This is a genomic window from Blattabacterium sp. (Periplaneta americana) str. BPLAN (assembly GCF_000093165.1).
Lineage (GTDB): Bacteria > Bacteroidota > Bacteroidia > Flavobacteriales > Blattabacteriaceae > Blattabacterium.
This window is the reverse complement of record NC_013418.2, coordinates 234771-256801: the sequence shown is the minus strand read 5'-3', so window position 1 is coordinate 256801 and position 22031 is coordinate 234771. Positions and strand designations below refer to the sequence as shown.

The following is a 22031-nucleotide window of genomic DNA, read 5'->3' as shown; positions in this document are numbered from 1 at the left end:
TCAGATAGATATGAAAAATGAAAAAAATGAGATGCCGTTTTGGGAACATATTGAGGAGCTAAGAAAACATTTAATTCATAGTGTGTGTGCAATGATAATTGCGACGATTATTTTAATGAATAATAAGAATGTTATATTTGATTATATTCTTTTTGGTCCAGCAAAAACGGATTTTATTACTTATCGCTTATTCCATAAATTAGGAAAAATATTTCACCGGAGTCATCATTCCTTTTATTTTTTTTCTCACAATTTAGAAATCCAAAACAGACAAATATTTGGACAATTTAATATATATGTATGGACCTGTTTTATTGGAGGATTCATCTTATCTTTTCCTTATATATTTTATGAATTTTGGAAATTCATAAAACCAGCCCTTTCGGATGAAGAAAGAAAATATTCTAGAGGGATCATTATGATGGTGACATTTCTATTTATATTAGGAGTTCTTTTCGGTTATTTCATTTTATGTCCATTTTTAATTCATTTTGGTTATACTTTTAGGATTAGTTCTTTTCCAAGAAATATATTTGATTTATCGGATTACATATCTTTGATCATGCATTCTATACTATCTATGGGAATCACTTTTTTGTTTCCAATTTTTATATACTTTCTCACTAAAATAGAATTAATCTCCTATCCTTTTTTAAAAAAATATAGAAAACATGCTTTTTTGATCTTATTAATTCTAGCTTCAGCAATTACTCCTGGGGATATTTTTAGCACCATAGTGGTTTTGATTCCTTTAATGATTCTTTATCAATTTAGTATCTATATTTCTTTTTATGTTTCTAAAAAGAAATAAAAAACCTCTTGAAGAGGTTTTTTACTATGATCTTCGTATAGTTATTTCTACAAGTCTTCCTTTATTTCTTTTAACAGATTTTCCTAGTTTTCTTATTTCCATCCTAGATGGATCTATTCCTTTAGAAACTAAAGCTTCAAATACAGAATTCGCTCTTCTTGTGGATAAAATTTTATTGTAAGAATGTTTTCCATAAGAATCTGTATATCCATTTATATAAAATTTTGAATTAGGAAGTTTTTTTATCATAATTTCATATATTTCATCAATAATTTCTAATGAATTAGGAGATAAGGTAAATTTTCCTAAATCAAATAAAATAGGAGGAAAAAAAACACCATTAGGACATCCTTTGTTTTCTTTTTTTCCATATTTTTTCGGACATACATCTTCATGGTCTGGAATATTATCGGAATCTGTATCAGGACATCCTTTAAATTTTTTTAACCCAAATTTGTTAGGACATAAATCCTCTCTATCTAAAATTCCATCGTTGTCTAAGTCGTCTTTTTTGCAGCAAATTTTATTATCCGAATTTTTTTCCTCATTTTTTTCTATGATAGAAGGCAAATAAGAATTTTCTTTTTCTTTGATTTCAACTATTTTTTTAGATTCCTTTTTATCTTTATCCGGATGATAAGGATTATATTCTCCTCCAAAACGATAGACGACCCCTATGGAATGTTCCCAAAAATTCAAATAATCTTTTGACTGAGAAACTAATACTTGATTGTAATTGCTTTGAACGTTGACCCCGAAATTAGATACGATCCAAAAATTCATTCCCAATCCACCATCTAATAGAAAAAAATTTTTCTTATTCAGTTTATAAATTTTTGATCCTGACATTCTTAATTTTCTATCTTGATAGTCAAACTGATGATAACCTGCTCCTAATTTTAAATAGGGATCCAGCCAGTGATGAGGAAAAAAATAGAATTTTATTCCAGGGCTCAATTTTACAAAAAAATTATCTATTATTTTCCATCTATTATTGTCTACCATCCCCAACGAAGCGTTAAAATACCCCCCTATGTTTTTAGTTATATTATGCCCAAATTCTATATTAGAAAACGGAGGATTTATACTATTATTTTTTTTCTGAAAAAAATCTTTGAAAGGATAATTTATGGGATAATAGTTAATATCATTCGCTCCTATACGAATAAACCATTTTTTTTGAGAATGTTCAGAAAATCCAGATGAAAATAAAGCAAATAAAGCAATAATAAAAAAATTTACATTTTTCATAAAACTATAATTTCTTTGAAACTAAACAAATATATATTATTATGTAATATGATGATATGATTTTAAACAGAATCTTTCATAAGGATCGTTGTAGCTCACGAAGAATATCTCTGTTTCGAATGGATTCACGTTTATCATATGTTTTTTTTCCTTTTGCCAAAAAAATTTGTACTTTTATATATCCTTTATCATTAAAAAATAATTTAGTAGGAATCAGGGTCAATCCAGGTTCTTTCAGTTTTTTTTCTATTCTGATTAATTCTTTTTTGGTTAATAATAATTTTCTATCTCTTTTACTTTGGTGATTCCAATTGGTTCCAAATTTATATTCAGCTATATACATGTTAATGGAATATAATTCTCCATTTCTTATTTGACAAAAACTATCCGTAATATTGGCTTGATTTAGTCTTATAGATTTTACTTCTGTTCCAAATAATTGAATTCCAGCTATATATTCTTCTATATATTTATACTGAAATCTAGCTTTTCTGTTTATGATACTCATAATTAATTATTACTTTTGTGCAAAAATAAAATTCTGTAAAACTAAGAAAAAAAACAAACAGTTATGAATGTACGCAGACGTTATTTAAAGGACTTATGTTTTCAAGTGAGAAGAGACATCTTACGCATGGTAAATAACGCAAATTCTGGACATCCTGGTGGATCTTTAGGATGTACAGAATACTTTGTTGCTTTGTATCAAGAAATCATGCATTATAATCCTAAAAAGTTTACAATGGAAGGCTTAAATGAAGATCTTTTTTTTCTATCCAATGGACATATATCCCCCGTTTATTACAGTATATTAGCTCGTTCTGGTTTTTTTTCCATAAACGAATTATCTACTTTTAGAAAATTAAATTCTCGTTTACAAGGTCATCCTTCTACACATGGAGAACTTCCAGGGATACGAATTTCTTCAGGATCTTTAGGTCAAGGGATGTCAGTAGCCATTGGAGCCGCTCTATCCAAAAAACTTAGTAAAGACGATGATTGTTCTATTTACAGTTTACATGGGGATGGAGAATTGAACGAAGGACAGATATGGGAAGCAGTTTTATATGCGGGTTCTAAACATATCGATAATTATATAGCTACTGTAGATTATAATGGACAACAAATAGATGGAACTACCGATGAAGTTTTATCCCTTGGGAATTTGAAAGAAAAATTTCAATCTTTTGATTGGAAAGTTTTAGAAGAATTGGAAGGAAACAATCTTGATAAAGTGATTAATATTTTAAAAAAAGCAAAAAATGAGACGAGAAAAGGAAAACCAGTTTTAATTATCCTGTACACTCAAATGGGATATGGGGTAGATTTTATGGAAGGAAGTAATGCCTGGCATGGAAAATCTCCTAATGAAAAAGAATTAGAAAAAGCGCTATCTCAACTTCCTGAAAGTTTAGGAGATTTTCCAATAATATAAACGAATGTAAAGAAATTATGAAAATATATGAAAATAAAGGATTGAAAGAAACTAGAGCTGGATTTGGAGATGCTTTAACGTTCTTAGGAAGAAAAAATACTAAAGTAGTAGCCTTATGTGCTGATCTTACTAGTTCTCTATTTATGGATCAATTTTCTAAAGAATTTCCAGAACGATTTTTCCAAATAGGAATTGCTGAAGCTAATATGATCAATATCGCTGCTGGACTTAGCATTGGAAATTATATCCCTTTTGCTGGAACTTTCGCTAATTTTGCGACATCCCGTGTATATGATCAGATCCGTCAATCTATTGCTTATTCCTATAAAAATGTAAAAATATGCGCTTCTCACTCTGGTTTAACTTTGGGAGAAGATGGAGCGACACATCAAAGTCTGGAAGATATTGGACTGATGAAAATGTTGCCTGGAATGACTGTAATTAATACTTGTGATTATAATCAAACTTATGCAGCTACTTTAGCTATAGCCAATTATTTAGGACCGGTATATCTCCGTTTTGGGAGACCTTCTGTGCCAAATTTCACAAATGTAAGTCAAATATTTCAAATAGGAAAAGCCCTTCTTTTAACGGAAGGAAAAGATGTTACTATTGTTAGTACAGGTCATCTAGTATGGGAATCATTGGAAGCGGCTAGAATTTTACATGAAAAAAAACGAATTTCTTGTGAAGTAATTAATGTTCACACTATAAAACCATTAGATGAAAAAACCATTTTAAATTCTGTAGATAAAACAAAATGTATTGTGACTGCAGAAGAACATAATTATTGGGGAGGGTTAGGAGAGAGTATTGCTAGAATTCTGACTACTAAAAGGCATTCTATTCCTCAAAGTATAGTTGCCGTGAATGACACTTTTGGAGAGAGTGGAAAGCCAATAGAGTTATTAAAGAAATATAAAATCGATCGTGATTCTATCATAGATCATGTTAAAATTTTACTGAAAAAAAAAAGTAATCAAGAAAAGAAATAATTTGGAAATAAAAAATCTGCAAAAATTAGTTCATAATTGGATAAAGAATCATGGAATACGTTATTTTGACGTATTAACTAACACTATTCTTTTATCTGAAGAGGTGGGGGAAGTTTCTAGAATTATTGCTAGAAATTATGGAGAACAATCCTACAAGAAATATTCAAAAAAAGAGGATCTTGGAGAAGAATTAGCAGATGTCTTGTTTGTTTTACTTTGTCTAGCTAATCAAACTGGAATTGATTTGGAAAAATCTTTTAACAAGAAATTAAAAAAAAAGAAAATAAGAGATCATGAAAGACACCATCATAATGAAAAACTAAAATAATATGTCTTCTTACATTAATATTCATAAAAAACAGAACTCTCTATATGGTTCTGTATCAATAACGGGATCTAAAAGTGTATCTAATCGTCTTTTAATTTTAAAGGCCGTTTATCCGGATGATATTCAGATTGAAAATCTTTCTAATTGTGAAGATACTCAAGTTTTAAAAAAAAGTTTAAACAGCACTTCTAACATTCTGGATATCCATCATGCTGGAACTGCCATGCGTTTTTTAACTTCCTACTTATCTGTACAGGAAGGAAAAGAAGTTATATTGACCGGATCCAATAGAATGAAAGAAAGGCCTATTTCCGTACTTGTAGAAGCTTTGAAAAAATTAGGATCGGAAATTATCTATTTAGAAAAAGTAGGGTATCCACCAATAAAAATTTTTGGGAAGAAAATTTTTGGAGGAGAAATAGATATTAATGCGAAAATTAGCAGCCAGTATATTAGTTCTTTGATGTTAATAGCTAGTACATTTCAAATGGGTCTTAAAATATATTTAAAAGAAAATATCACATCTATTCCATATATAAAAATGACCTTTGATTTGTTAATTTTAGCAGGAATAAAAGCTTTTTGGAAAGATAAAATTATTCATATTCATCCAGGAAAAGAAAAAGGACAAAAACATTTTTCTATAGAATCCGACTGGAGTTCTGCTTCTTACTATTACTCCATGGTTACCATCGCAAAAAAAAGTCATATGACTTTAAGTTCCTATAAAAATGAAAGTTTACAAGGAGATAGAGAAGTATCATCCATATATGAAAAATATTTTGGAATATCTACAATTTTTGACAAAAGTATAATTACACTGAATAAAAGGCTTAATTTTATTCCACCAAGGATCATCAATTTGGATTTAAATAAAACTCCAGATCTAGCGCAAACCATTGTGGTAACTTGTTCCGCTATTGGCATAAGATGCCACTTAAAAGGTTTAGAAACCTTAAAAATTAAAGAAACGGATCGGTTACGAGCATTAAAAAATGAATTATTCAAATTTGGGATAAAAATAAAAATTACCAATTCCTGTTTAGAAATAACAGATTTTTTTCAAAAAGAAATCAATTCAAAGATCAATATAAAAACTTATCAAGATCACAGAATGGCTATGTCTTTTTCTCCGTTTGGATTATTGTATCCTATACAAATAGAAGACCCAAATGTAGTAGAAAAATCATATCCTGATTTTTGGAAAGATTTAAAGTGTTTAGGTTTTTCAATTGATTCTTATGAAGAATAAAGAATTCTTCTTGCTGTAATAAATCGATTATTCCAATATTTTTGATAAAATGGGGAGATGGTCACTCCATTTGATGTAGAAGCATGAATAAAGAATATGTTATGAGTATCTACATGTATCACCATTCCCACATGATTAATTTTTCTTTTAGAAGCGCCTGTAGCAAAAAATAATAGATCTCCTTTTTCTAGGGATTTTTTTGAAACGAAGTAACCTTTTTTAGCTTGATTAGAAGTTATACGTGGTAATGAAATCTTATGAGAAGCGAAAACCTTTTTTATGAAAGCAGAACAATCTATTCCATTTTTAGTATTTCCCCCATATTTGTACGGAGTATACATATAATCTTTAGCTTTTTCAATAATAGAATTATTAATCATCTGAAAAGAATTTTTCTTATTGTATGAGTGATTTCTCTTCTTTCTGAAGAAAATTCTTTCATATTTTTTTTTGTATCTCATATCTCCATATAGGAATGGAATAGAAAAAAAATGAGAATAAAATATAATAAATAAAAGAATTTTAGAATTTATGATCAGGATAATTTTTGCTTTTTTTTCCTTTTTCAAAAGAAATTCTAATAAATTAAGAGATGATCAAATGTAAGTAAAATACTTGTATTAAATATAAAAAAAATTTAATTTGTATTCGTATAGACGAATAAGTATTTTTTTTCAGGCCCATTCGTCTATTGGTTAGGACGTCAGGTTTTCATCCTGGAAAGAGGGGTTCGATTCCCCTATGGGCTATAGTAATACGAGATTATTTTATGGCAAATCATTTATCGGCTTTAAAAAGAATTAGACAAAATCATACTAGACGTTTTCGTAATAAATATGTATATAAGAGTACAAGGACAGCTATAAAGAAATTAATGAAAGAAAAAAAAAAGGAACAATATTCCAAGGTGATTTCTATGATAGATAAATTAGTCAAAAAAAACATTATACATATGAATAAAGCAGCAAGATTAAAAAAAAAATTAAAAACATTTAGGGATTAGATGAATATGTATGTTTTTGTCTAATAATAAGATAGAATGTTTTTTTAAATTTCATTTTTATATAGCTTTTTTGGTGATTCTTTTTTTTATCATAGGATCTATATATATGCTGTATGTAAAAATAAAAGGGGTTTCTTTTTTTTTAGATAAAATTTTGTTTTTTTTTATGGCCATCATTATGTCTGTTCAAATTTTTATAGGTTTTTTGTTGATGAGTTCATTTTTTTTAAAGAATATTTCAGTTCTAGAAATACTGGAACAAAAAAATAAACGATATAAACTTCTCGAACATCCGATAATGATGATGATTGGTTTTTTTTTATTTATTTTATCTTATATAGAATTCAATAAAAAAGGGAAAATTACAAACAAAGCAATATTTTTATTTTTTTTATCTTTATTTATTATTTTTATTCGTTTTCCATTTCATTTATTGATTTGATTTTTTTCACTTTAAAATCCTAAAAAATGGGAATAAGTCCATGTTCTCCGATAGGAATATTTGATTCTGGAATCGGAGGACTCCTTATAGCCAAAGAAATTAAAAATTATATGCCTAATGAATGTATAATTTATTTTGGAGATACTAAAAACATGCCTTACGGAAATAAGTCTAAAGAATTTATTAGAAATCATTCTATGAAAATAGCATCTTTTCTTTATGAAAAAAAATGTAAAGCTATAGTAATAGCTTGTAATTCTATAGTCTCTAATGCTTTAGATGTTATACAAAAAAATTTTTTGAAAAAAATATTAATATTCAATGTTATAGAACCTATAGTTAAAAATAAAGTGTTAATTTCTTCTAAAAGAATAGGGATTATGGCTACCCCTGCTACAATTCGTTCTAACTTTTATCAAAAAAACATTAAAAGATATTGCCCCCATTTAGATATTGTTCAAATATCTACGCCTTTATTAGCTACAATCATTGAAAATGGATTTGAAAAAAAAAAGATAAATTATCTAAAAAACTATTTAAATCATTTTAAATCAATAAAAATAGATACGTTATTATTGGCTTGCACACATTATTTATTTCTGAAAAAGGAAATAGATAATTTTTTCCATGGAAAAGTTCGTCTAATTGACATTCAAAAAATTGTAGTTCAGGAAATCCAAAAAAAATTATATGAAAATAATTTATTATGTCTTCATTCAACATGGAATAATAATCCAATTTTTTATACATCTAGTTCTATCTCTCCGTTTTTTAACGAAAAAATTAAAATTCTTTTTGGAAAAAAAATACTTGTGAAGAGACATCTTTTTAATTTTTTCTAATTTGTGCATCTATTACGGATAAAGTGGCTAGATTCACTATTTCTTCTATGTTTGATTGCATTTGCATAACGTGTGCTGGTTTTCGCATTCCTAGCATCACAGGACCAATGGTTTGAATATTCCCTAATCCTCTAATAAATTTATAAGTTAGATTTCCTGATTCTAGATTGGGAAAAATGAAAATATTTGCTCTTTTTTTAACAAGTTTTGAAAAAGGAAATTTACTGGCTAATAAAAATTCGTTCAAAGCGAAGTCAGGTTGTAGCTCCCCATCTACTATTAGATCTGGATATTTTTTATGTAGAAAAGCAACAGTTTGGGATACTTTAGAAGAAGTTTTAGAATTTGATGAAAAATTTTGAAAGGATAACATGGCTATATGGGGCTCTATATCAAAACCTTTAACAACATGAGCCGCCATTAGAGCAATTCTAGCTAATTCTTCACTAGTTGGATTTGGAATGACAGCAGTATCTGCTAAAAATAAAGGACCACGTTTCGTTAACAAAATCATCATTCCTGCTGTTTTATGAACCGAATCAGCTCTCCCAATAACTTCTAACATAGGTCGTAAACTTAATGAAAAACTCCTGGAATATCCTGTAATTACTGCATCTGCATCTCCTTGATCAACCATCATGGCTCCAAAATGGTCATTGGTTCGCATGCGAATTTTTGCATCGTATAAAGTTAATCCTTTTCTATTTCTTCTTTTCCAAAGAATGTTAGCGTAGTCTTCTAATTTCTCTCTATTTTCTTCCTTTTCAGGATCTATAATAATTAATTCTACATCCAAATTATTTTCATGTATTAAACGTTTTATACGATCTTCATTTCCTAAAACAATGGGAATAGAAACTATCCCTTCTTCACTTAAAATCTGAACGGATTTCAGAACGTCATATTCTTCTCCATTGCAAAAAACTACCTTTTTCGGATTTGTACGTGCTCTATTTTGAATCATTCTAAGCATTTTACTTTCGTATCCCATTCTGTCGAGCAATTTTTCTTGATAGATTTTCCAATCTAAAATAGGATTCCTCGCTACTCCAGAATCCATAGCGGCTTTAGCTACAGCAGGCGCTACACGAGTAATCAGACGATTGTCAAAAGGTTTAGGAATAATATATTCTTTTCCAAAAAAAATATTTTTTTTATTATAAACAATATTTACTTGTTCTGGAACAGGTTCCTTTGCTAAGGAAGCAATAGCATGAACAGCTGCTAACTTCATTTCATCATTGATCATACTAGCTTGTACATCCAAAGCCCCTCTAAAAATATAAGGAAATCCTAGTACATTATTCACCTGATTTGGATAATCACTTCTTCCAGTAGCTACAATAACGTCTGGACGGATTTTTACGGCTAAGTTATAATCAATTTCAGGATCAGGATTTGCCATAGCAAATACAATCGGATCTTTAGCCATACTTTTTAACATTTCTGGAGTTAATATTCCCCCTATGGATAAACCTATAAAAACATCGGCGTTTTTAATAGCTTCTTCTAAATTTTGAATCCAAGAAGTGTTTACAGCAAATTCTTTCTTTTCTTGATTCAAGTCTGTTCGTGAAACATGTAACAATCCCTTGCTATCAAACATAAGAATATTTTCAGGTTTTACTCCAAGTTGTTTATAAGTCCTTGTACAAGAAATAGCTGCAGCCCCTGCTCCACTAACCACCATTTTTATGTCTTGAATATGTTTTCCAACATAAGTGATCGCATTAAGTAATGCAGCTCCTGAAATAATAGCCGTTCCATGTTGATCGTCATGCATAACTGGAATATTTAGTTCAGATTTTAACCTTCGTTCAATTTCAAATGCTTCTGGAGCTTTTATATCTTCTAAATTGATTCCTCCAAAAGTTGGAGCTATAGCTTTTACTACATCTATGAATTTTTCTGGATCAGATTCATCAATTTCTATGTCAAATACATCAATTCCAGAAAATATTTTAAATAAAAGTGCTTTTCCTTCCATAACAGGTTTAGAAGCTAAAGCTCCTATATTTCCAAGACCTAGAACAGCGCTTCCATTAGTAATAACAGCTACAAGATTTCCTTTGGAGGTGTATTTATATACTTCTCTAGATGAACGAGCTATTTCTTTACAAGGTTCCGCAACTCCTGGTGAATACGCTAGGGATAAATCTCTTTGACTGCTATATTTTTTTGTGGGAGAAATTTGAATTTTTCCAGAAGGAAATTGACTATGATAGTTTAAAGATTCTTCACGAAGACTATTTATGTTTTTTCTCATTATGCTAAATATTAATAATTCTGATAAACAGATAAAAAAAGGTAGTACAAGTAAGTAAACATTATGATAACCAAAATAAATCTTTCTCAAAAAAGAATCTTTTTTCATCAGATTTCCATCTAATTATAAGTTTATAATGTCCTTTTTTCAAAAGGGTTTTTGGAATAAATAATATCTTACTTGAAGATTTCAACATCTTAAAAGACCTGGTCACATCTAAATCTTTAGACGAAGATCGGAATAAAGTAAAAAAACCATGAATATTATCTAAAATTGGTGGAAATATAATTTTAATTCCAGAAGATAAGATGAATATTTTAATTTTTTTAGGAAGTTTTAATACATTTTTCTTTTCATTTATAATTTCTTGATATTTCATTTCTTCTTCATAATACTTATCTGATACAAGTTGACTTCCTACATGAGGAAAAAAAAACGCAATATAAGTGATGAAAATTATAAAAGTAACCAAAGATAATACAATTCCTGTTTCCCAACTGAATTTTATTTTCATAATCCAAACTTATAACGTTTAAAAGAAATACAAAAAACTAAAAATATTTAAAGTGAAAACAAATATTTCATAATTTCATTTATCCCAATCTAGAATTTTTTTTCCTTGAGGAGCTTTATTTTTTATAGGCTTTTTTAGTTTTGTATTTATGAAATAAACATAACTAGATATTTTCTGAATCTCATTTCCTTTAATTTCACCTGATTGACCAAAAGCACGCATAGTAGGATTATTCTTGCTTCCATACCATATGATAGAAAATATATTCTTAAATAAATTTTTTTCCATTATGTTTATCCAGTAATCATCTGTTAAATTAGGACCTATGTTTCCACTTCCATCCGACTGATGACAAGTAGCGCAATTTTCTTCAAAAAGGATTTTCCCGCTGTCAATAAATTTTGGATCAAAAAAAGCATTTTCTACAGTTACTTGTGGCGTATTTTTTTCAAAAATTTCTATTTCTTTAAGTTGATTCTGATAAGCTACTTCATATTCTTTATAAGGATTAGAAAAATCCGTGAATAAACAGGAAAAAAAATAAATTGTAGAAAAAACGATCGTAAGATAAAAAAGATGAACCCACCACATCGGCAATTTATTATCTAATTCAAAAATTCCATCAAATCCATGATCTATTTTTTTTACCTCTTGACTCTTTTTTTTAGGATCATGAAATATAAATTTATAAAGTCTATAAAAATAATTTCCTTCATTTTCTTCAAAAATTTTTCGCCTTTCTTCTTCTGTAAGAAATTTTAGTTTTCTACGATAGATTAAATTATCAATAGAATCTAAAATCAACAATAATATCATTATAACAACAAAAAAGGATATAGTAACTGGATGAACTATGTAAGTTCGATTATTAAAACCTAAAAAAACATAGAACATAAACATTATAACGGATAAAACCGAAGGAATCATAATAAAAAAAGGAATTTTTGATCTCATATAGACTCCTGTTTTTTATCTTTATTTTCTAAAGGAAGTAGACTTATTTTTTGATAATATTTCTTAGATTTTGAAAAAACAAAAAATAAAATGAAAAAAAAAGCAAAGAAGAATAAAATTAATATAATGGATTGAAATATTCCAATAGATTTTTCTGTTGAAAAATATTTTTTTAAAAAGTTTATCATTAATTTTTCAAGATTTAATATCTGTACCTAAACGTTGCAAATAAGCAATAAGTGCTATAATCTCTCTTTTTTCCAAAGGAATAAATTTATCTTTTTCTTTTTCTTTCTGTCTTTCTATTTCTTTTTTTAAACTTGGGTATTCCTTATAAATATCAGATACAATATTATTAGCTTGAATATCCATATCTTTATGCATGTTTTTTATGTATTCCAAAGTATATGGAACACCTAACTTAACCATAGCTTTTATTTTTTTTTCTGTATTCGATCGGTCTAATTTGTTATAAATTAGCCAAGGATATCTAGGCATAATAGACCCTGGAGATGTAGAACGAGGGTTGTACATATGATTGAAATGCCAAGAATTAGGGTTTTTCCCTCCCTCTCTAGCTAGATCAGGCCCAGTACGTTTAGAGCCCCATAAAAATGGATGATCGTATACAAATTCTCCAGCTTTTGAATATTCTCCATAACGAACGACTTCATCTCGAAAAGGACGAACTTGTGCACTATGACAAGCATTACAACCTTCTCTTACAAATAAATCTCTACCTTCTAATTCAAGAGCTTTATAAGGCTTAACACTAGAAATAGTAGGGACGTTGGATTTTATCACTAAAGTAGGAATTATCTCTATAAATCCTCCAATAGCAACAGCGATGAAGGAAAGAATAGTGAATTGTATGGGTTTTTGTTCTAACCAACTATGAAATTTTTCTTTTTTTTCTATTTTTTTATCTGAAAAAAGAACCTCTTGAAAAGCCTCATCATTAACAAAATATCCTTTTTTTATCGTCTTATATAGATTATAAATCATCATAATAAAACCTATAAAATAGATCATTCCACCAATAAATCTTATTTTATAAAAAGGAATAATTGATATAACTGTATCTAAAAAGTTTTTATATGCTAAAGTTCCATCAGGATTAAATTTTTTCCACATTTCAGCTTGTAAGACGGATCCAAAATACAGGGGAAAAATATATAATATGATCCCCAACATTCCTAACCAAAAATGAATATTGGCTAATGATATAGAATATAGTTTTGTATTCCACAATTTTTGTGTCAACCAATAAATTATTCCAAAAGCCATGAATCCATTCCAACCTAAAGTTCCTAAATGAACATGAGCAATGATCCAGTCTGTAAAATGTCCAATGGAATTTAAGGTCTTAGTAGCTAACATGGGCCCTTCAAAAGTAGCCATTCCATAACAAATAATGCCTACTACAAAAAATTTTAAAACAGGATCTCTTTTCACTTTTTTCCAATCTCCTCTTAAAGTGAGTAATCCATTTAACATCCCACCCCAAGAAGGAGCAATGAGCATAATAGAAAAAATAGTTCCCAACATTTGAGCCCAATTAGGAAGAGATGTATACATGAGATGATGTGGCCCAGCCCATATATAGATAAATATTAAGGACCAAAAATGAATAATAGAAAGTTTGTAGGAAAAAATAGGTTGATTAGAAGCTTTTGGAACAAAATAATACATTAATCCAAGTATAGGAGTAGTTAAAATAAATGCTACAGCATTATGTCCATACCACCATTGCATCAAAGCATCCTGAACTCCTGCATATATAGAATAACTTTTGAAAGAAAGAAGATCAATAGGTAATTCAAGATTATTAAATAGGTGCAACATAGCTACAGCAACCCATGTCCCCAAAAAAAACCAAATGCTTACATATAAATGCTGGATTTTTCTTTTTAAAATACTTCCTATCATATTTATTCCATAAATAATCCAAATACAAAAAATCCATATATCTATAGGCCATTCATGTTCAGCATATTCTTTACTAGTATTTATTCCAAACAAAAAAGTAATCCAAGTGAAAAAAATGAAGAGTTGCCATCCCCAAAAATGAATCCAACTAAGAAGGTCACTGAAAATTCTTGTTTTCAGTAGACGTTGTAACGAATAATAAGAACCTGTAAAAATCACATTCCCTACAAAAGCAAATACAGCCGTATTAGTATGTAACATTCTCCAACGACCAAACCCTATGACTCCTTGAGAATTTTTTAATTTGCTCCCCAATAAAAATTCTGGAAGTTCCGGATAAAATAAGAGAAGTGCAATGAACAAACCTGCAAAAAATCCAACAATCGCCCAAAATACTGTAGCATACAGGAAAGCTTTTACAATACGATTGTTGTAATAGTTCGTTTCTATTTTCATAATCATAATAATATAGAATTATTATTTTTTTTCTTTATAAGTATCATCTATTAAAATTCTAATTCTAGGAGATTCATAATCATCAAACTGGCCAGAATAAAGACTTATTAAAAAAATTATAAGAAAAATTCCTCCTAAAAAAAGACTAGACAATATCATAATAATTAATATATCCATATAACACAAATAAACAAGTTTTATTTTTTAGCTAAGATAGAAATCTACGCGAAACCATCCAAGTAGATAAGATAGAAAAGATAATAACTGATAAAGAACTTAAAGGCATTAAAATAGCTGCAATGAAAGGTTTTAAATGACCGGTAACCGCAAAGATGATTCCTATGCCATTGTAAAACAAACTAATCATAAAGTTAACAATTACTAATCTAGTAGCTATTTTGGATATTTTTAAAAACAAAAAAATTTTATCCAAATAATTGGATTGAATAAAAGCATCACAACTAGGAAAAAAATTGCTGGGATTTTCTGAGATAGCAACGCCCACTTCACTTTGATTTAATGCAGCATAATCATTGATTCCATCTCCAATCATCATTACCTGTTTTCCATTTCTTTGGATTTTTTTTACATAATTAAATTTTTCTTCTGGACTTTGATTAAAAAAAATTTTACTGGATTTTGGTAAAATAGATTCTAAATATTTTTTTTCTAATTCATTATTATCTCCGGATAAAATAACAATTTCATATTTTTTCAGATTTTTGAAAATCTTCTTTATTCCCTTACGATAAAAATTTCTAAATAAAAAATAACCGAAAAATTTTTCGTTTATAGAAACAGCCACTGTTGTCTCTTTCCAATTGTTTATTGTGATCCCTAAATATTTTGGAGATCCAATTTTTACTGAAACATTTTGAATGACCCCTTGCATTCCCTGGCCTATAATTTCCTGAAAATTATTTATAGAGTAATATTCTTTTATAGATAACTCTGTAAAAATTTTTTTACTTAAAGGATGATTGGAATTTCTTAATAAAGAGGCTATAATTTTTTTTTCTTTGTGTCTAAGCTTTTTTCCAATAAAAAAAACTTTTTCTTTATTGGGATCCGTAATAGTTCCTGTTTTGTCAAAAATTAAAGTACTTATTGTAGAAATTCGTTCCATGGTAAAAATATCTTTTACATAAAATCCCTTTTTAGAAAAAAATCGGATAATGTTTCCAAAAATCAATGGACTTGAAAGAACTAAAGCACAAGGACAAGTGATAATCAATACGGAAAAAGTAGTTTGAAAAACTTTTGATACATTAATAAAAGACCAATATATTCCTGTTATGATAGAAATCATTAAAATAATAGGAGTGAAATATTGGCTAAATCTATTAGATATGGAATTTAAATGAAGTAATTTTTTATGATAGAATTTTTTTTTGTTCCATAATAAACTCAAATAACTTTGATCTATATTTTTAATTATTTTTAAATAAATAATCTCTCCTTTTTGTTTAGATCCAGCATAAATGCGTTCTCCAATTTTTTTATTAATTAAATGAGATTCTCCTGTGATAAAACTATTATCTAATGAAGCTATTCCTTTTATTAGAATAGAATCTGCAGGAATAATTTCTTCGTTTCGGATTGCAATGAGATCCCCTTTTTTTAAAGAGGATAGTAAAATCTTTTCTTCTTTATTATTGCAAATTCTTGATACGTAAATAGGATAAAAAGATTTGTAATTTTGGTCAAAAGATAGAATTCTTCTATGAGTATGAATTTGAAACATTCTACTAAGAAGTAAAAAAAAAGAAAAACCAGCAAGACTATCAAAATATCCAGATCCTAGATCTAAAAAAACTTCATAACAACTCCATAAAAAAAGAACTACTATTCCTATAGTAATAGGGATATCCATATTAAAAATATGTTTTTTTAATCCTAAAAGAGCATATTTGACATGATCCATAAGAGAAAATAAAACTACCGGAAAAGAAAGAATTCCCATTAAATAACGGAAAAAATTTCGGTTTTCTAAAAACCATACATCTTCATAAGCCCCGACATATTCTGGAATAGCTAAAAGCATAATGTTTCCAAAACAAAAAAAAGAAACAGCTAATTTCCCTATCAATTTTCTGTCAAATATTTTTTCCTGGTTATCTTCGATAGATTCAGAATTGATAGATGGTTTATAACCAATTTTTTCAAGAAATACAGCTAACTCGCTTAATCTCAAGTCTTTATTTTTGAATATGATTCCAACTTTTTTATTGGAAAAATCCACAGTAGATTCAAGAATATATTTATGATGATTAGATAGATTTTCCAAAACAGAAATGCACGAACTACAATAAATGGAAGGGATGAAAAAACGAACAAAAGTAATATTTTTATCTTTAAAGTCAATTATTTTTTCTGCTATTTTTTCATCATCAAGAAAATCAAAATTTTCCGTTTTTTTCATTAAGGAATTATTTATTCTCCTATATATTTTTTGTATTCTTCGAAGGACATTAACCGATCATATTCTTTTGTATCCAAAATTTTTATTTGAAGAATCCAACCTTCTTCATAAGGATTTTTATTTATATGCTCTGGTTTTGAGAATAAAACTTTATTAATTTCTAGTATTGTTCCGGAAACAGGCATAAACAAATCTGACACTGTTTTAACGGCTTCTATAGTTCCAAAAACCTTTCCTTCTTGAATTTCCGTTCCTACAACAGTTTCATCTATATCTAGGTAGATAATATCTCCTAATTCCTTTTGGGCAAAATGAGTAATTCCAATATAGGTTTTTTCTTTATTAATCTCTAAGCCTATCCATTCATGATTTTTGCTATACTTTAAATTATTAGGATTCATTTTTAATGATTTTATTTTTCTTACATAAAGAACCGAAAAATTTTATAGAAAAAAGAATCAAAAATAGTGGATCGTGAACTCCTTATTTTTATTAAATGTTTATCTAATCTTTTTTCTATTCCTTGAGAGGTTTCTTGATCTAATTTCCATAAAAAATACTTTTCTATTTGATGAATTAATCGATTATCATAATTTGATGAAGTGGCATAACCCGCTTTTTTAAGGCCTATAGCCCAACTTTGATAATCTTTTTTTTTAAGAAAAAAAAGTTCAGAATAACGTGGTTTTTTCAAAAATTTGGAATGATCATTAAAAGATTCTCTGACAGAATTATATTTACGAAAACATTCCTTTGGGAGATCATCATCGTGATAATAAACATCTCCCCTCCAAGTTTTTCCACATTTTATTCCAAAATGATTATTGGTGGCTTTAGCTAAAGAACTATTTCCAACAGATGACTCTAAAATTCCCTGTCCTAATTTAATGCTAGCTGGAATTCCAGATTTTTCCATTTCCTCAACAGCAAATAAAGCATATTTTTTAACATACTTAATAACATTTTGTATTTCTATTTCCTCTTTTTTCTCTCCTTCTCCTTTTGAATATAAAAATAGAAAAGTTATGGAAAAGAAGAATAAAAAATAAAAAAATTCTTTCATCAGGAATAAAATTACGAATTTTTTGTTTATTGATAGCCTCAAGTAAAAAGGTTCCATAACAAACCTATTTTAATAAATAAATTTGGTTGTTTAGTTTTTTGATTCTCTTCAGGAAAGCCTATATTTTGTATACTAGCATAAAAATTAGTTCTAAATAACTTGAAATTCAAGAAATAATCTATAAAAGGACTTCCTCCTATTTTTTCTGGCAAACATTCGTTCTCTAAATAAAAATAAAATAGATCAAATGGGTAGGAAGAGTTTTGATAGAAAAATTTACTAAAATAATGAATAGAAAATCCAGTTTGTATTAATAAGGCTTGATGGAAATAATAATCTTTGTAAGATATGGTATTTCTTGAAAGAAAATTTGGAATGGAAAAAATTAACTGATCCGAGTTCTGCTTTTGACATAAAATCATATGATTGAATTGAAGCTTCCATAGGTTATGAATAACTCCTATTTTCAAAATACAGGAAGATATATACTTCCAATATAAAAGATGGTTATTCTCTTTTTGATAAGGACGGTTTATTTGAGATATTTTCAAAGAACAATCCATATTTTTATAAAATATAGAGAAGTCTATTGATTTTGTATTTAATACGATATTATTTTGTTTCCTATTATAACAGTTATTATCTCTTTGAAAAAGGGATAAATTGATAAAAGAAGGAAAGATATTCTTGTTGATGTTTAAATTCGTTAAAAGATAAAATTCTGGAAAAAAAATTGTATCCAATTGAATGTTTGCTTGTAAATGGTTTCTGAATTTATCCCCATTTTCTATCATCCATTTTCCATTGGAATGAAATTTAAACATTTTATTAACCAAATAATTAATTTTTGCTTCCATTGTAAATCTATTTATATTTAGATCCTCTTTTTTATTAAGATTCATAAAAACTTTATAGAATAAATGATTTGAAAATAATTGAGAACGGATCTTATCATAAGAAACACCTATTTCTATATTTGATTTTTCCTGATTTAAAATTAAAAAACACTCATTTTTTAAATATGATATATTGATCATATTGTTCGTAAATTCTTTTTTCGAAGAAAAATGAGTTTTAAAATATTTTGTGTATTCTATATGGTTTTTCAAAAAAAAGGATTTTTCATTCTCTAATTTTATCCAGGATGAGAAAGGAAAAATTTTTCGAAGAAAACTTATATCCATTCTTTGATAAAAGAAATTCTTTTTTTCTTGAAAAGAATTCACATTATCCGTAGTATTCCAAAATATTTTTTTTGTTTCTTTTTTTCTATAAAAATTTTGATAGAGATAATGTCCCCATAATTTATAATGATAGGGGGGATGACTTTGATCGGTAGTAAATGTGATTAAAAAAAAACTGTTATGTTTTTCTATTTTTGGTTTTTTTTGAAAAAAAAGATTTCTGTATTCCATAGAATAGTTGGTTTTTTTATTAAGGCTTTGAGTAAAGAATCCTCCTAGGATTTTATAGGGAATCCTTATATAAAAAATCTCGGAAAGCGGAGTCTTTACATCAAAATATCGAATCTTTTCACGAGAAAAAAAAACGTTAGGATTCTTATCAAAAGAAGGAATGAAGATCTCTTTTTCCTGATATTGAAATGAACCAAAATTATCTTGTCTAAAAAAATTATGAGAATAATATTTTTTTATAGAAAGAGATGTTATATCTAAATTTTTTTTTTGAGGACTTTCTTCAGTCCAGTATTTATAATTTTGAGGAGCAGGAAGAACAGAATGATAAATATTCATAGAAAAATTTTTTGGATCCATAGTTTTTATTTCCATGGATGAAGAGACATAAAATCCTATAAATAAGAAAGTAAAAATGAATATTTTCATATAATTAATAATTGCAATTGAATTACAAATTCTTAAATATCCATAGATATGAAAAATTTATTTATCTTTGTGATTAGGTAGATTCTGAAGTAAAAATATTATAGATAATCTTCAATTTCATTAGTCAGTCCTTAACAAAGGAAAGGGTGGATATCCCAAAAATATTTATGAGGCTCGTCTTTGTGGCGGCCTTTTTTTCATCATGTCAAAATGTTATAAATCATGTTCAAATTTAGTTTTAGAACTATTCAGAAAAAAATTTTGGCTGATAGTACTACACCAATAGAATTATATTTAAAACTAAGAGATCGTTTTCCGAAAACTTTATTATTAGAAACTTCCGATTATTCTATTAATAAAAATAGATGTTCTTCCATTCTTTGTATTAATCCAGTTTCTGAATTGATTTTAGATAAAAATGTAGTACGTATATCGTATCCAAATTGTGTTCATAAACATATTTTCATAAATGATAGATTGGATATCCCAATTTTAATTGATGATTTTTTCCAAAAATTTCAAAGCGAAAACACTTCAATTTCTTATTCTGGGTTTTATGGATATATATCTTACGATAGTATTCAATATTTTGAAAATATTCAGTTTTATGCTCCTATTAAAGAATCTTATAATTTACCACAAATCAGATTTGGATTTTATGGAAATTTAATAATATTTCATCCATTTTATAATGAAATGTATTTAATAGAACACAAATTTCCTAATTTTGAAAATCTATCTGTAGATCAATTAATTGAATTAGTTAAAAGAAAAAATTTTTCGGTTTTTTCTTTCAAATCTATAGGAAGTCGTTCGTCCAACGTTACAGATCAAGAATATCAAAAAATGGTAAATAGAGGAATAAAAGCTTGTTTACGTGGAGATGTGTTCCAAATTGTCCTATCCCGTCAATTTCAACAAAAATTTAAAGGAGATGAGTTTAATGTGTATCGTGCTTTACGATTTATTAATCCTTCTCCATATTTATTTTATTTTGATTATGGAAACTATAAGTTATTTGGTTGTTCTCCAGAATCTCAATTGATTATTCATAATCAAATTGCCTACATAAATCCGATAGCAGGGACGATACGAAGATCAGAGAAAGAGGATGAAAATACAAAAAAATTATCTGAAAATCTTTCTAAGAATCCTAAAGAAAATGCAGAACATGTCATGTTAGTTGATTTAGCAAGAAATGATTTAAGTAGAAATTCCTCCAATGTAAAAGTAGAATATTTTAAGGAAATACAAGAATTTTCACATGTATTACATATGGTCTCCAAAGTATCTGGGAAATTAGAAAAAAATATATCCATTATAAAAGTATTTGGAGATTCTTTTCCTGCAGGAACTCTTTCTGGAGCACCTAAATACAAAGCTATGGAATTGATTGATCAAATAGAAAATCAACATAGAGGAGTATATGGTGGAGCCATTGGGTTTTTTGGATTAGATAATAATTATATTAATACAGCTATTGTTATTCGTTCTTTTGTCAGTAAAAACAATATTCTTTTTTTTCAGGCTGGAGCAGGTATAGTTTCCGATTCTAAAGAAGAAAAAGAGTTGGAAGAAGTGAATAATAAACTTATGGCCTTATTTAAGGCTATAGAATTAGCTCAAAATATTATATGAAGAAGTATGAGAAGTAAAATACTAATATTGGATAATTATGATTCTTTTACATACAATCTTGTTCACGCAGTAAAAAAACTTACAAAAAATCCTGTAAAAGTATCTAGGAACAATGAAATTAAACTTTCGGATATAGAAAAATACAGCAAAATAATTCTTTCTCCAGGGCCTGGTATTCCTGATGAGGCGCATATTTTAAAACCTTTAGTCAAAACATATGCTTCTACTAAAAGTATTTTTGGAGTTTGTTTAGGTCAGCAAGCTATAGGAGAAGTATTTGGAGCTACTCTTCTAAACACTAAAGAAGTTTATCATGGAATAACTAGTTTAATCAAAATTGTTGATCCACAAGAAATTCTTTTTCAAAAAATTCCTAGAGAGATAAAAGTTGGACGTTATCATTCCTGGATCATCTCTCCCCACAATTTTCCTAGAGATCTTAAGATTACAGCTATTGGAGATAAAGGAGAAATTATGGCTTTACGTCATAGATTTTATGATGTACGTGGAGTTCAATTTCATCCAGAATCTATTTTAACTCCATATGGAGAAAAAATCATAGGAAATTGGCTGAATATAAAATAAT

22 protein-coding genes and 1 tRNA gene are annotated in these 22031 nt (G+C 27.8%); 11 read left to right on the top strand and 12 right to left on the bottom strand.

Annotated elements, in window-relative coordinates:
- Positions 1-10 precede the first annotated feature (10 nt).
- On the top strand, positions 11-811 hold the full coding sequence (gene tatC, locus BPLAN_RS01215; RefSeq protein ID WP_012821397.1) for a twin-arginine translocase subunit TatC: 801 nt from the start codon (positions 11-13) through the stop codon (positions 809-811).
- A 24-nt stretch (positions 812-835) separates the two neighbouring features.
- On the opposite strand, the gene BPLAN_RS01210 is transcribed toward tatC, so the two are convergent.
- Together BPLAN_RS01210 and smpB are read right to left on the bottom strand one after the other, a co-directional pair.
- Positions 836-2062 (bottom strand): OmpA family protein, encoded by a 1227-nt coding sequence (locus tag BPLAN_RS01210; RefSeq protein ID WP_012821396.1) that lies wholly within the window; start codon positions 2060-2062, stop codon positions 836-838.
- 76 nt (positions 2063-2138) lie between these two features.
- Positions 2139-2570 (bottom strand): SsrA-binding protein, encoded by a 432-nt coding sequence (smpB, locus tag BPLAN_RS01205; RefSeq protein WP_012821395.1) that lies wholly within the window; start codon positions 2568-2570, stop codon positions 2139-2141.
- A 63-nt stretch (positions 2571-2633) separates the two neighbouring features.
- On the opposite strand from smpB, the gene BPLAN_RS01200 reads away from it, so the two are divergent.
- The 4 genes from BPLAN_RS01200 to BPLAN_RS01185 are packed head-to-tail and all read left to right on the top strand — an operon-like array spanning position 2634 to position 6072.
- Positions 2634-3497, top strand: a complete 864-nt coding sequence (locus BPLAN_RS01200; protein WP_012821394.1) for a transketolase — start codon at positions 2634-2636, stop codon at positions 3495-3497.
- 17 nt (positions 3498-3514) lie between these two features.
- Positions 3515-4492 (top strand): transketolase family protein, encoded by a 978-nt coding sequence (locus BPLAN_RS01195; RefSeq protein ID WP_012821393.1) that lies wholly within the window; start codon positions 3515-3517, stop codon positions 4490-4492.
- Between the two features lies 1 nt (position 4493).
- Positions 4494-4820, top strand: coding sequence for a nucleotide pyrophosphohydrolase (locus tag BPLAN_RS01190; protein WP_012821392.1), 327 nt, complete (start codon positions 4494-4496; stop codon positions 4818-4820).
- 1 nt (position 4821) lies between these two features.
- Entirely contained in the window at positions 4822-6072 is a 1251-nt protein-coding gene (locus tag BPLAN_RS01185; protein ID WP_012821391.1) for a 3-phosphoshikimate 1-carboxyvinyltransferase, read from the top strand.
- Here the strand turns inward: BPLAN_RS01185 and BPLAN_RS01180 are convergent.
- Positions 6060-6641, bottom strand: coding sequence for a C40 family peptidase (locus BPLAN_RS01180; RefSeq protein ID WP_238523121.1), 582 nt, complete (start codon positions 6639-6641; stop codon positions 6060-6062). The genes BPLAN_RS01185 and BPLAN_RS01180 overlap by 13 nt on opposite strands.
- Positions 6642-6749: 108 nt before the next feature.
- Between BPLAN_RS01180 and BPLAN_RS01175 the strand changes: the two genes are divergently transcribed.
- From BPLAN_RS01175 to murI, 4 genes are all read left to right on the top strand, one after another.
- Positions 6750-6821, top strand: a tRNA-Glu gene (locus BPLAN_RS01175).
- A 20-nt stretch (positions 6822-6841) separates the two neighbouring features.
- Positions 6842-7075 (top strand): 30S ribosomal protein S20, encoded by a 234-nt coding sequence (gene rpsT / locus BPLAN_RS01170; RefSeq protein ID WP_012821389.1) that lies wholly within the window; start codon positions 6842-6844, stop codon positions 7073-7075.
- 106 nt (positions 7076-7181) lie between these two features.
- A complete protein-coding gene (locus tag BPLAN_RS01165; RefSeq protein WP_148213671.1) occupies positions 7182-7517 on the top strand; it encodes a hypothetical protein in 336 nt (111 codons plus the stop codon).
- Between the two features lie 26 nt (positions 7518-7543).
- Positions 7544-8359, top strand: coding sequence for a glutamate racemase (murI, locus tag BPLAN_RS01160; protein ID WP_012821387.1), 816 nt, complete (start codon positions 7544-7546; stop codon positions 8357-8359).
- Here the strand turns inward: murI and BPLAN_RS01155 are convergent.
- From BPLAN_RS01155 to BPLAN_RS01110, 9 genes are all read right to left on the bottom strand, one after another.
- Entirely contained in the window at positions 8346-10625 is a 2280-nt protein-coding gene (locus BPLAN_RS01155) for an NADP-dependent malic enzyme (RefSeq protein ID WP_012821386.1), read from the bottom strand. The genes murI and BPLAN_RS01155 overlap by 14 nt on opposite strands.
- Before the next feature lie 61 nt (positions 10626-10686).
- Positions 10687-11139 carry a FixH family protein gene (locus BPLAN_RS01150; RefSeq protein ID WP_012821385.1) on the bottom strand — a complete coding sequence of 151 codons (453 nt, stop codon included), beginning with the start codon at positions 11137-11139 and terminating at the stop codon, positions 10687-10689.
- A gap of 75 nt (positions 11140-11214) precedes the next feature.
- Positions 11215-12093 (bottom strand): cbb3-type cytochrome c oxidase N-terminal domain-containing protein, encoded by an 879-nt coding sequence (locus tag BPLAN_RS01145; protein WP_012821384.1) that lies wholly within the window; start codon positions 12091-12093, stop codon positions 11215-11217.
- A 195-nt stretch (positions 12094-12288) separates the two neighbouring features.
- The gene (ccoN, locus tag BPLAN_RS01135) at positions 12289-14478 is read right to left on the bottom strand and encodes a cytochrome-c oxidase, cbb3-type subunit I (RefSeq protein ID WP_041178307.1); all 2190 of its coding nucleotides are present in this window, start codon (positions 14476-14478) and stop codon (positions 12289-12291) included.
- Between the two features lie 21 nt (positions 14479-14499).
- On the bottom strand, positions 14500-14655 hold the full coding sequence (gene ccoS / locus BPLAN_RS01130) for a cbb3-type cytochrome oxidase assembly protein CcoS (RefSeq protein ID WP_012821381.1): 156 nt from the start codon (positions 14653-14655) through the stop codon (positions 14500-14502).
- A 31-nt stretch (positions 14656-14686) separates the two neighbouring features.
- Positions 14687-16900: a cation-translocating P-type ATPase gene (locus BPLAN_RS01125; RefSeq protein WP_012821380.1), complete on the bottom strand. Its 2214-nt coding sequence runs from the start codon at positions 16898-16900 to the stop codon at positions 14687-14689.
- A gap of 11 nt (positions 16901-16911) precedes the next feature.
- Positions 16912-17301: a glycine cleavage system protein GcvH gene (gene gcvH / locus BPLAN_RS01120; protein ID WP_012821379.1), complete on the bottom strand. Its 390-nt coding sequence runs from the start codon at positions 17299-17301 to the stop codon at positions 16912-16914.
- A gap of 20 nt (positions 17302-17321) precedes the next feature.
- Positions 17322-17963: a glycoside hydrolase family 73 protein gene (locus BPLAN_RS01115; protein ID WP_012821378.1), complete on the bottom strand. Its 642-nt coding sequence runs from the start codon at positions 17961-17963 to the stop codon at positions 17322-17324.
- A 38-nt stretch (positions 17964-18001) separates the two neighbouring features.
- Positions 18002-19807, bottom strand: a complete 1806-nt coding sequence (locus BPLAN_RS01110; RefSeq protein ID WP_012821377.1) for a putative porin — start codon at positions 19805-19807, stop codon at positions 18002-18004.
- 222 nt (positions 19808-20029) lie between these two features.
- On the opposite strand from BPLAN_RS01110, the gene BPLAN_RS01105 reads away from it, so the two are divergent.
- A complete protein-coding gene (locus BPLAN_RS01105) occupies positions 20030-21445 on the top strand; it encodes an anthranilate synthase component I family protein (RefSeq protein ID WP_012821376.1) in 1416 nt (471 codons plus the stop codon).
- 6 nt (positions 21446-21451) lie between these two features.
- Entirely contained in the window at positions 21452-22030 is a 579-nt protein-coding gene (locus BPLAN_RS01100; RefSeq protein ID WP_012821375.1) for an aminodeoxychorismate/anthranilate synthase component II, read from the top strand.
- Position 22031: the final 1 nt, after the last annotated feature.

What these genes read in the sequence shown, in the direction of transcription:
- BPLAN_RS01165 (WP_148213671.1), top strand. Translation starts at nt 7,182, where the DNA reads ATGCTGTATGTAAAAATAAAAGGGGTTTCTTTTTTTTTAGATAAAATT.
- BPLAN_RS01105 (WP_012821376.1), top strand. Translation starts at nt 20,030, where the DNA reads ATGTTCAAATTTAGTTTTAGAACTATTCAGAAAAAAATTTTGGCTGAT.
- BPLAN_RS01110 (WP_012821377.1), bottom strand. Translation starts at nt 19,807, where the DNA reads ATGAAAATATTCATTTTTACTTTCTTATTTATAGGATTTTATGTCTCT.
- BPLAN_RS01200 (WP_012821394.1), top strand. Translation starts at nt 2,634, where the DNA reads ATGAATGTACGCAGACGTTATTTAAAGGACTTATGTTTTCAAGTGAGA.
- BPLAN_RS01125 (WP_012821380.1), bottom strand. Translation starts at nt 16,900, where the DNA reads ATGAAAAAAACGGAAAATTTTGATTTTCTTGATGATGAAAAAATAGCA.
- murI (WP_012821387.1), top strand. Translation starts at nt 7,544, where the DNA reads ATGGGAATAAGTCCATGTTCTCCGATAGGAATATTTGATTCTGGAATC.
- gcvH (WP_012821379.1), bottom strand. Translation starts at nt 17,301, where the DNA reads ATGAATCCTAATAATTTAAAGTATAGCAAAAATCATGAATGGATAGGC.
- BPLAN_RS01210 (WP_012821396.1), bottom strand. Translation starts at nt 2,062, where the DNA reads ATGAAAAATGTAAATTTTTTTATTATTGCTTTATTTGCTTTATTTTCA.
- BPLAN_RS01185 (WP_012821391.1), top strand. Translation starts at nt 4,822, where the DNA reads ATGTCTTCTTACATTAATATTCATAAAAAACAGAACTCTCTATATGGT.
- BPLAN_RS01145 (WP_012821384.1), bottom strand. Translation starts at nt 12,093, where the DNA reads ATGAGATCAAAAATTCCTTTTTTTATTATGATTCCTTCGGTTTTATCC.
- rpsT (WP_012821389.1), top strand. Translation starts at nt 6,842, where the DNA reads ATGGCAAATCATTTATCGGCTTTAAAAAGAATTAGACAAAATCATACT.
- smpB (WP_012821395.1), bottom strand. Translation starts at nt 2,570, where the DNA reads ATGAGTATCATAAACAGAAAAGCTAGATTTCAGTATAAATATATAGAA.
- BPLAN_RS01150 (WP_012821385.1), bottom strand. Translation starts at nt 11,139, where the DNA reads ATGAAAATAAAATTCAGTTGGGAAACAGGAATTGTATTATCTTTGGTT.
- tatC (WP_012821397.1), top strand. Translation starts at nt 11, where the DNA reads ATGAAAAATGAAAAAAATGAGATGCCGTTTTGGGAACATATTGAGGAG.
- BPLAN_RS01100 (WP_012821375.1), top strand. Translation starts at nt 21,452, where the DNA reads ATGAGAAGTAAAATACTAATATTGGATAATTATGATTCTTTTACATAC.
- ccoN (WP_041178307.1), bottom strand. Translation starts at nt 14,478, where the DNA reads ATGAAAATAGAAACGAACTATTACAACAATCGTATTGTAAAAGCTTTC.
- ccoS (WP_012821381.1), bottom strand. Translation starts at nt 14,655, where the DNA reads ATGGATATATTAATTATTATGATATTGTCTAGTCTTTTTTTAGGAGGA.
- BPLAN_RS01155 (WP_012821386.1), bottom strand. Translation starts at nt 10,625, where the DNA reads ATGAGAAAAAACATAAATAGTCTTCGTGAAGAATCTTTAAACTATCAT.
- BPLAN_RS01115 (WP_012821378.1), bottom strand. Translation starts at nt 17,963, where the DNA reads ATGAAAGAATTTTTTTATTTTTTATTCTTCTTTTCCATAACTTTTCTA.
- BPLAN_RS01195 (WP_012821393.1), top strand. Translation starts at nt 3,515, where the DNA reads ATGAAAATATATGAAAATAAAGGATTGAAAGAAACTAGAGCTGGATTT.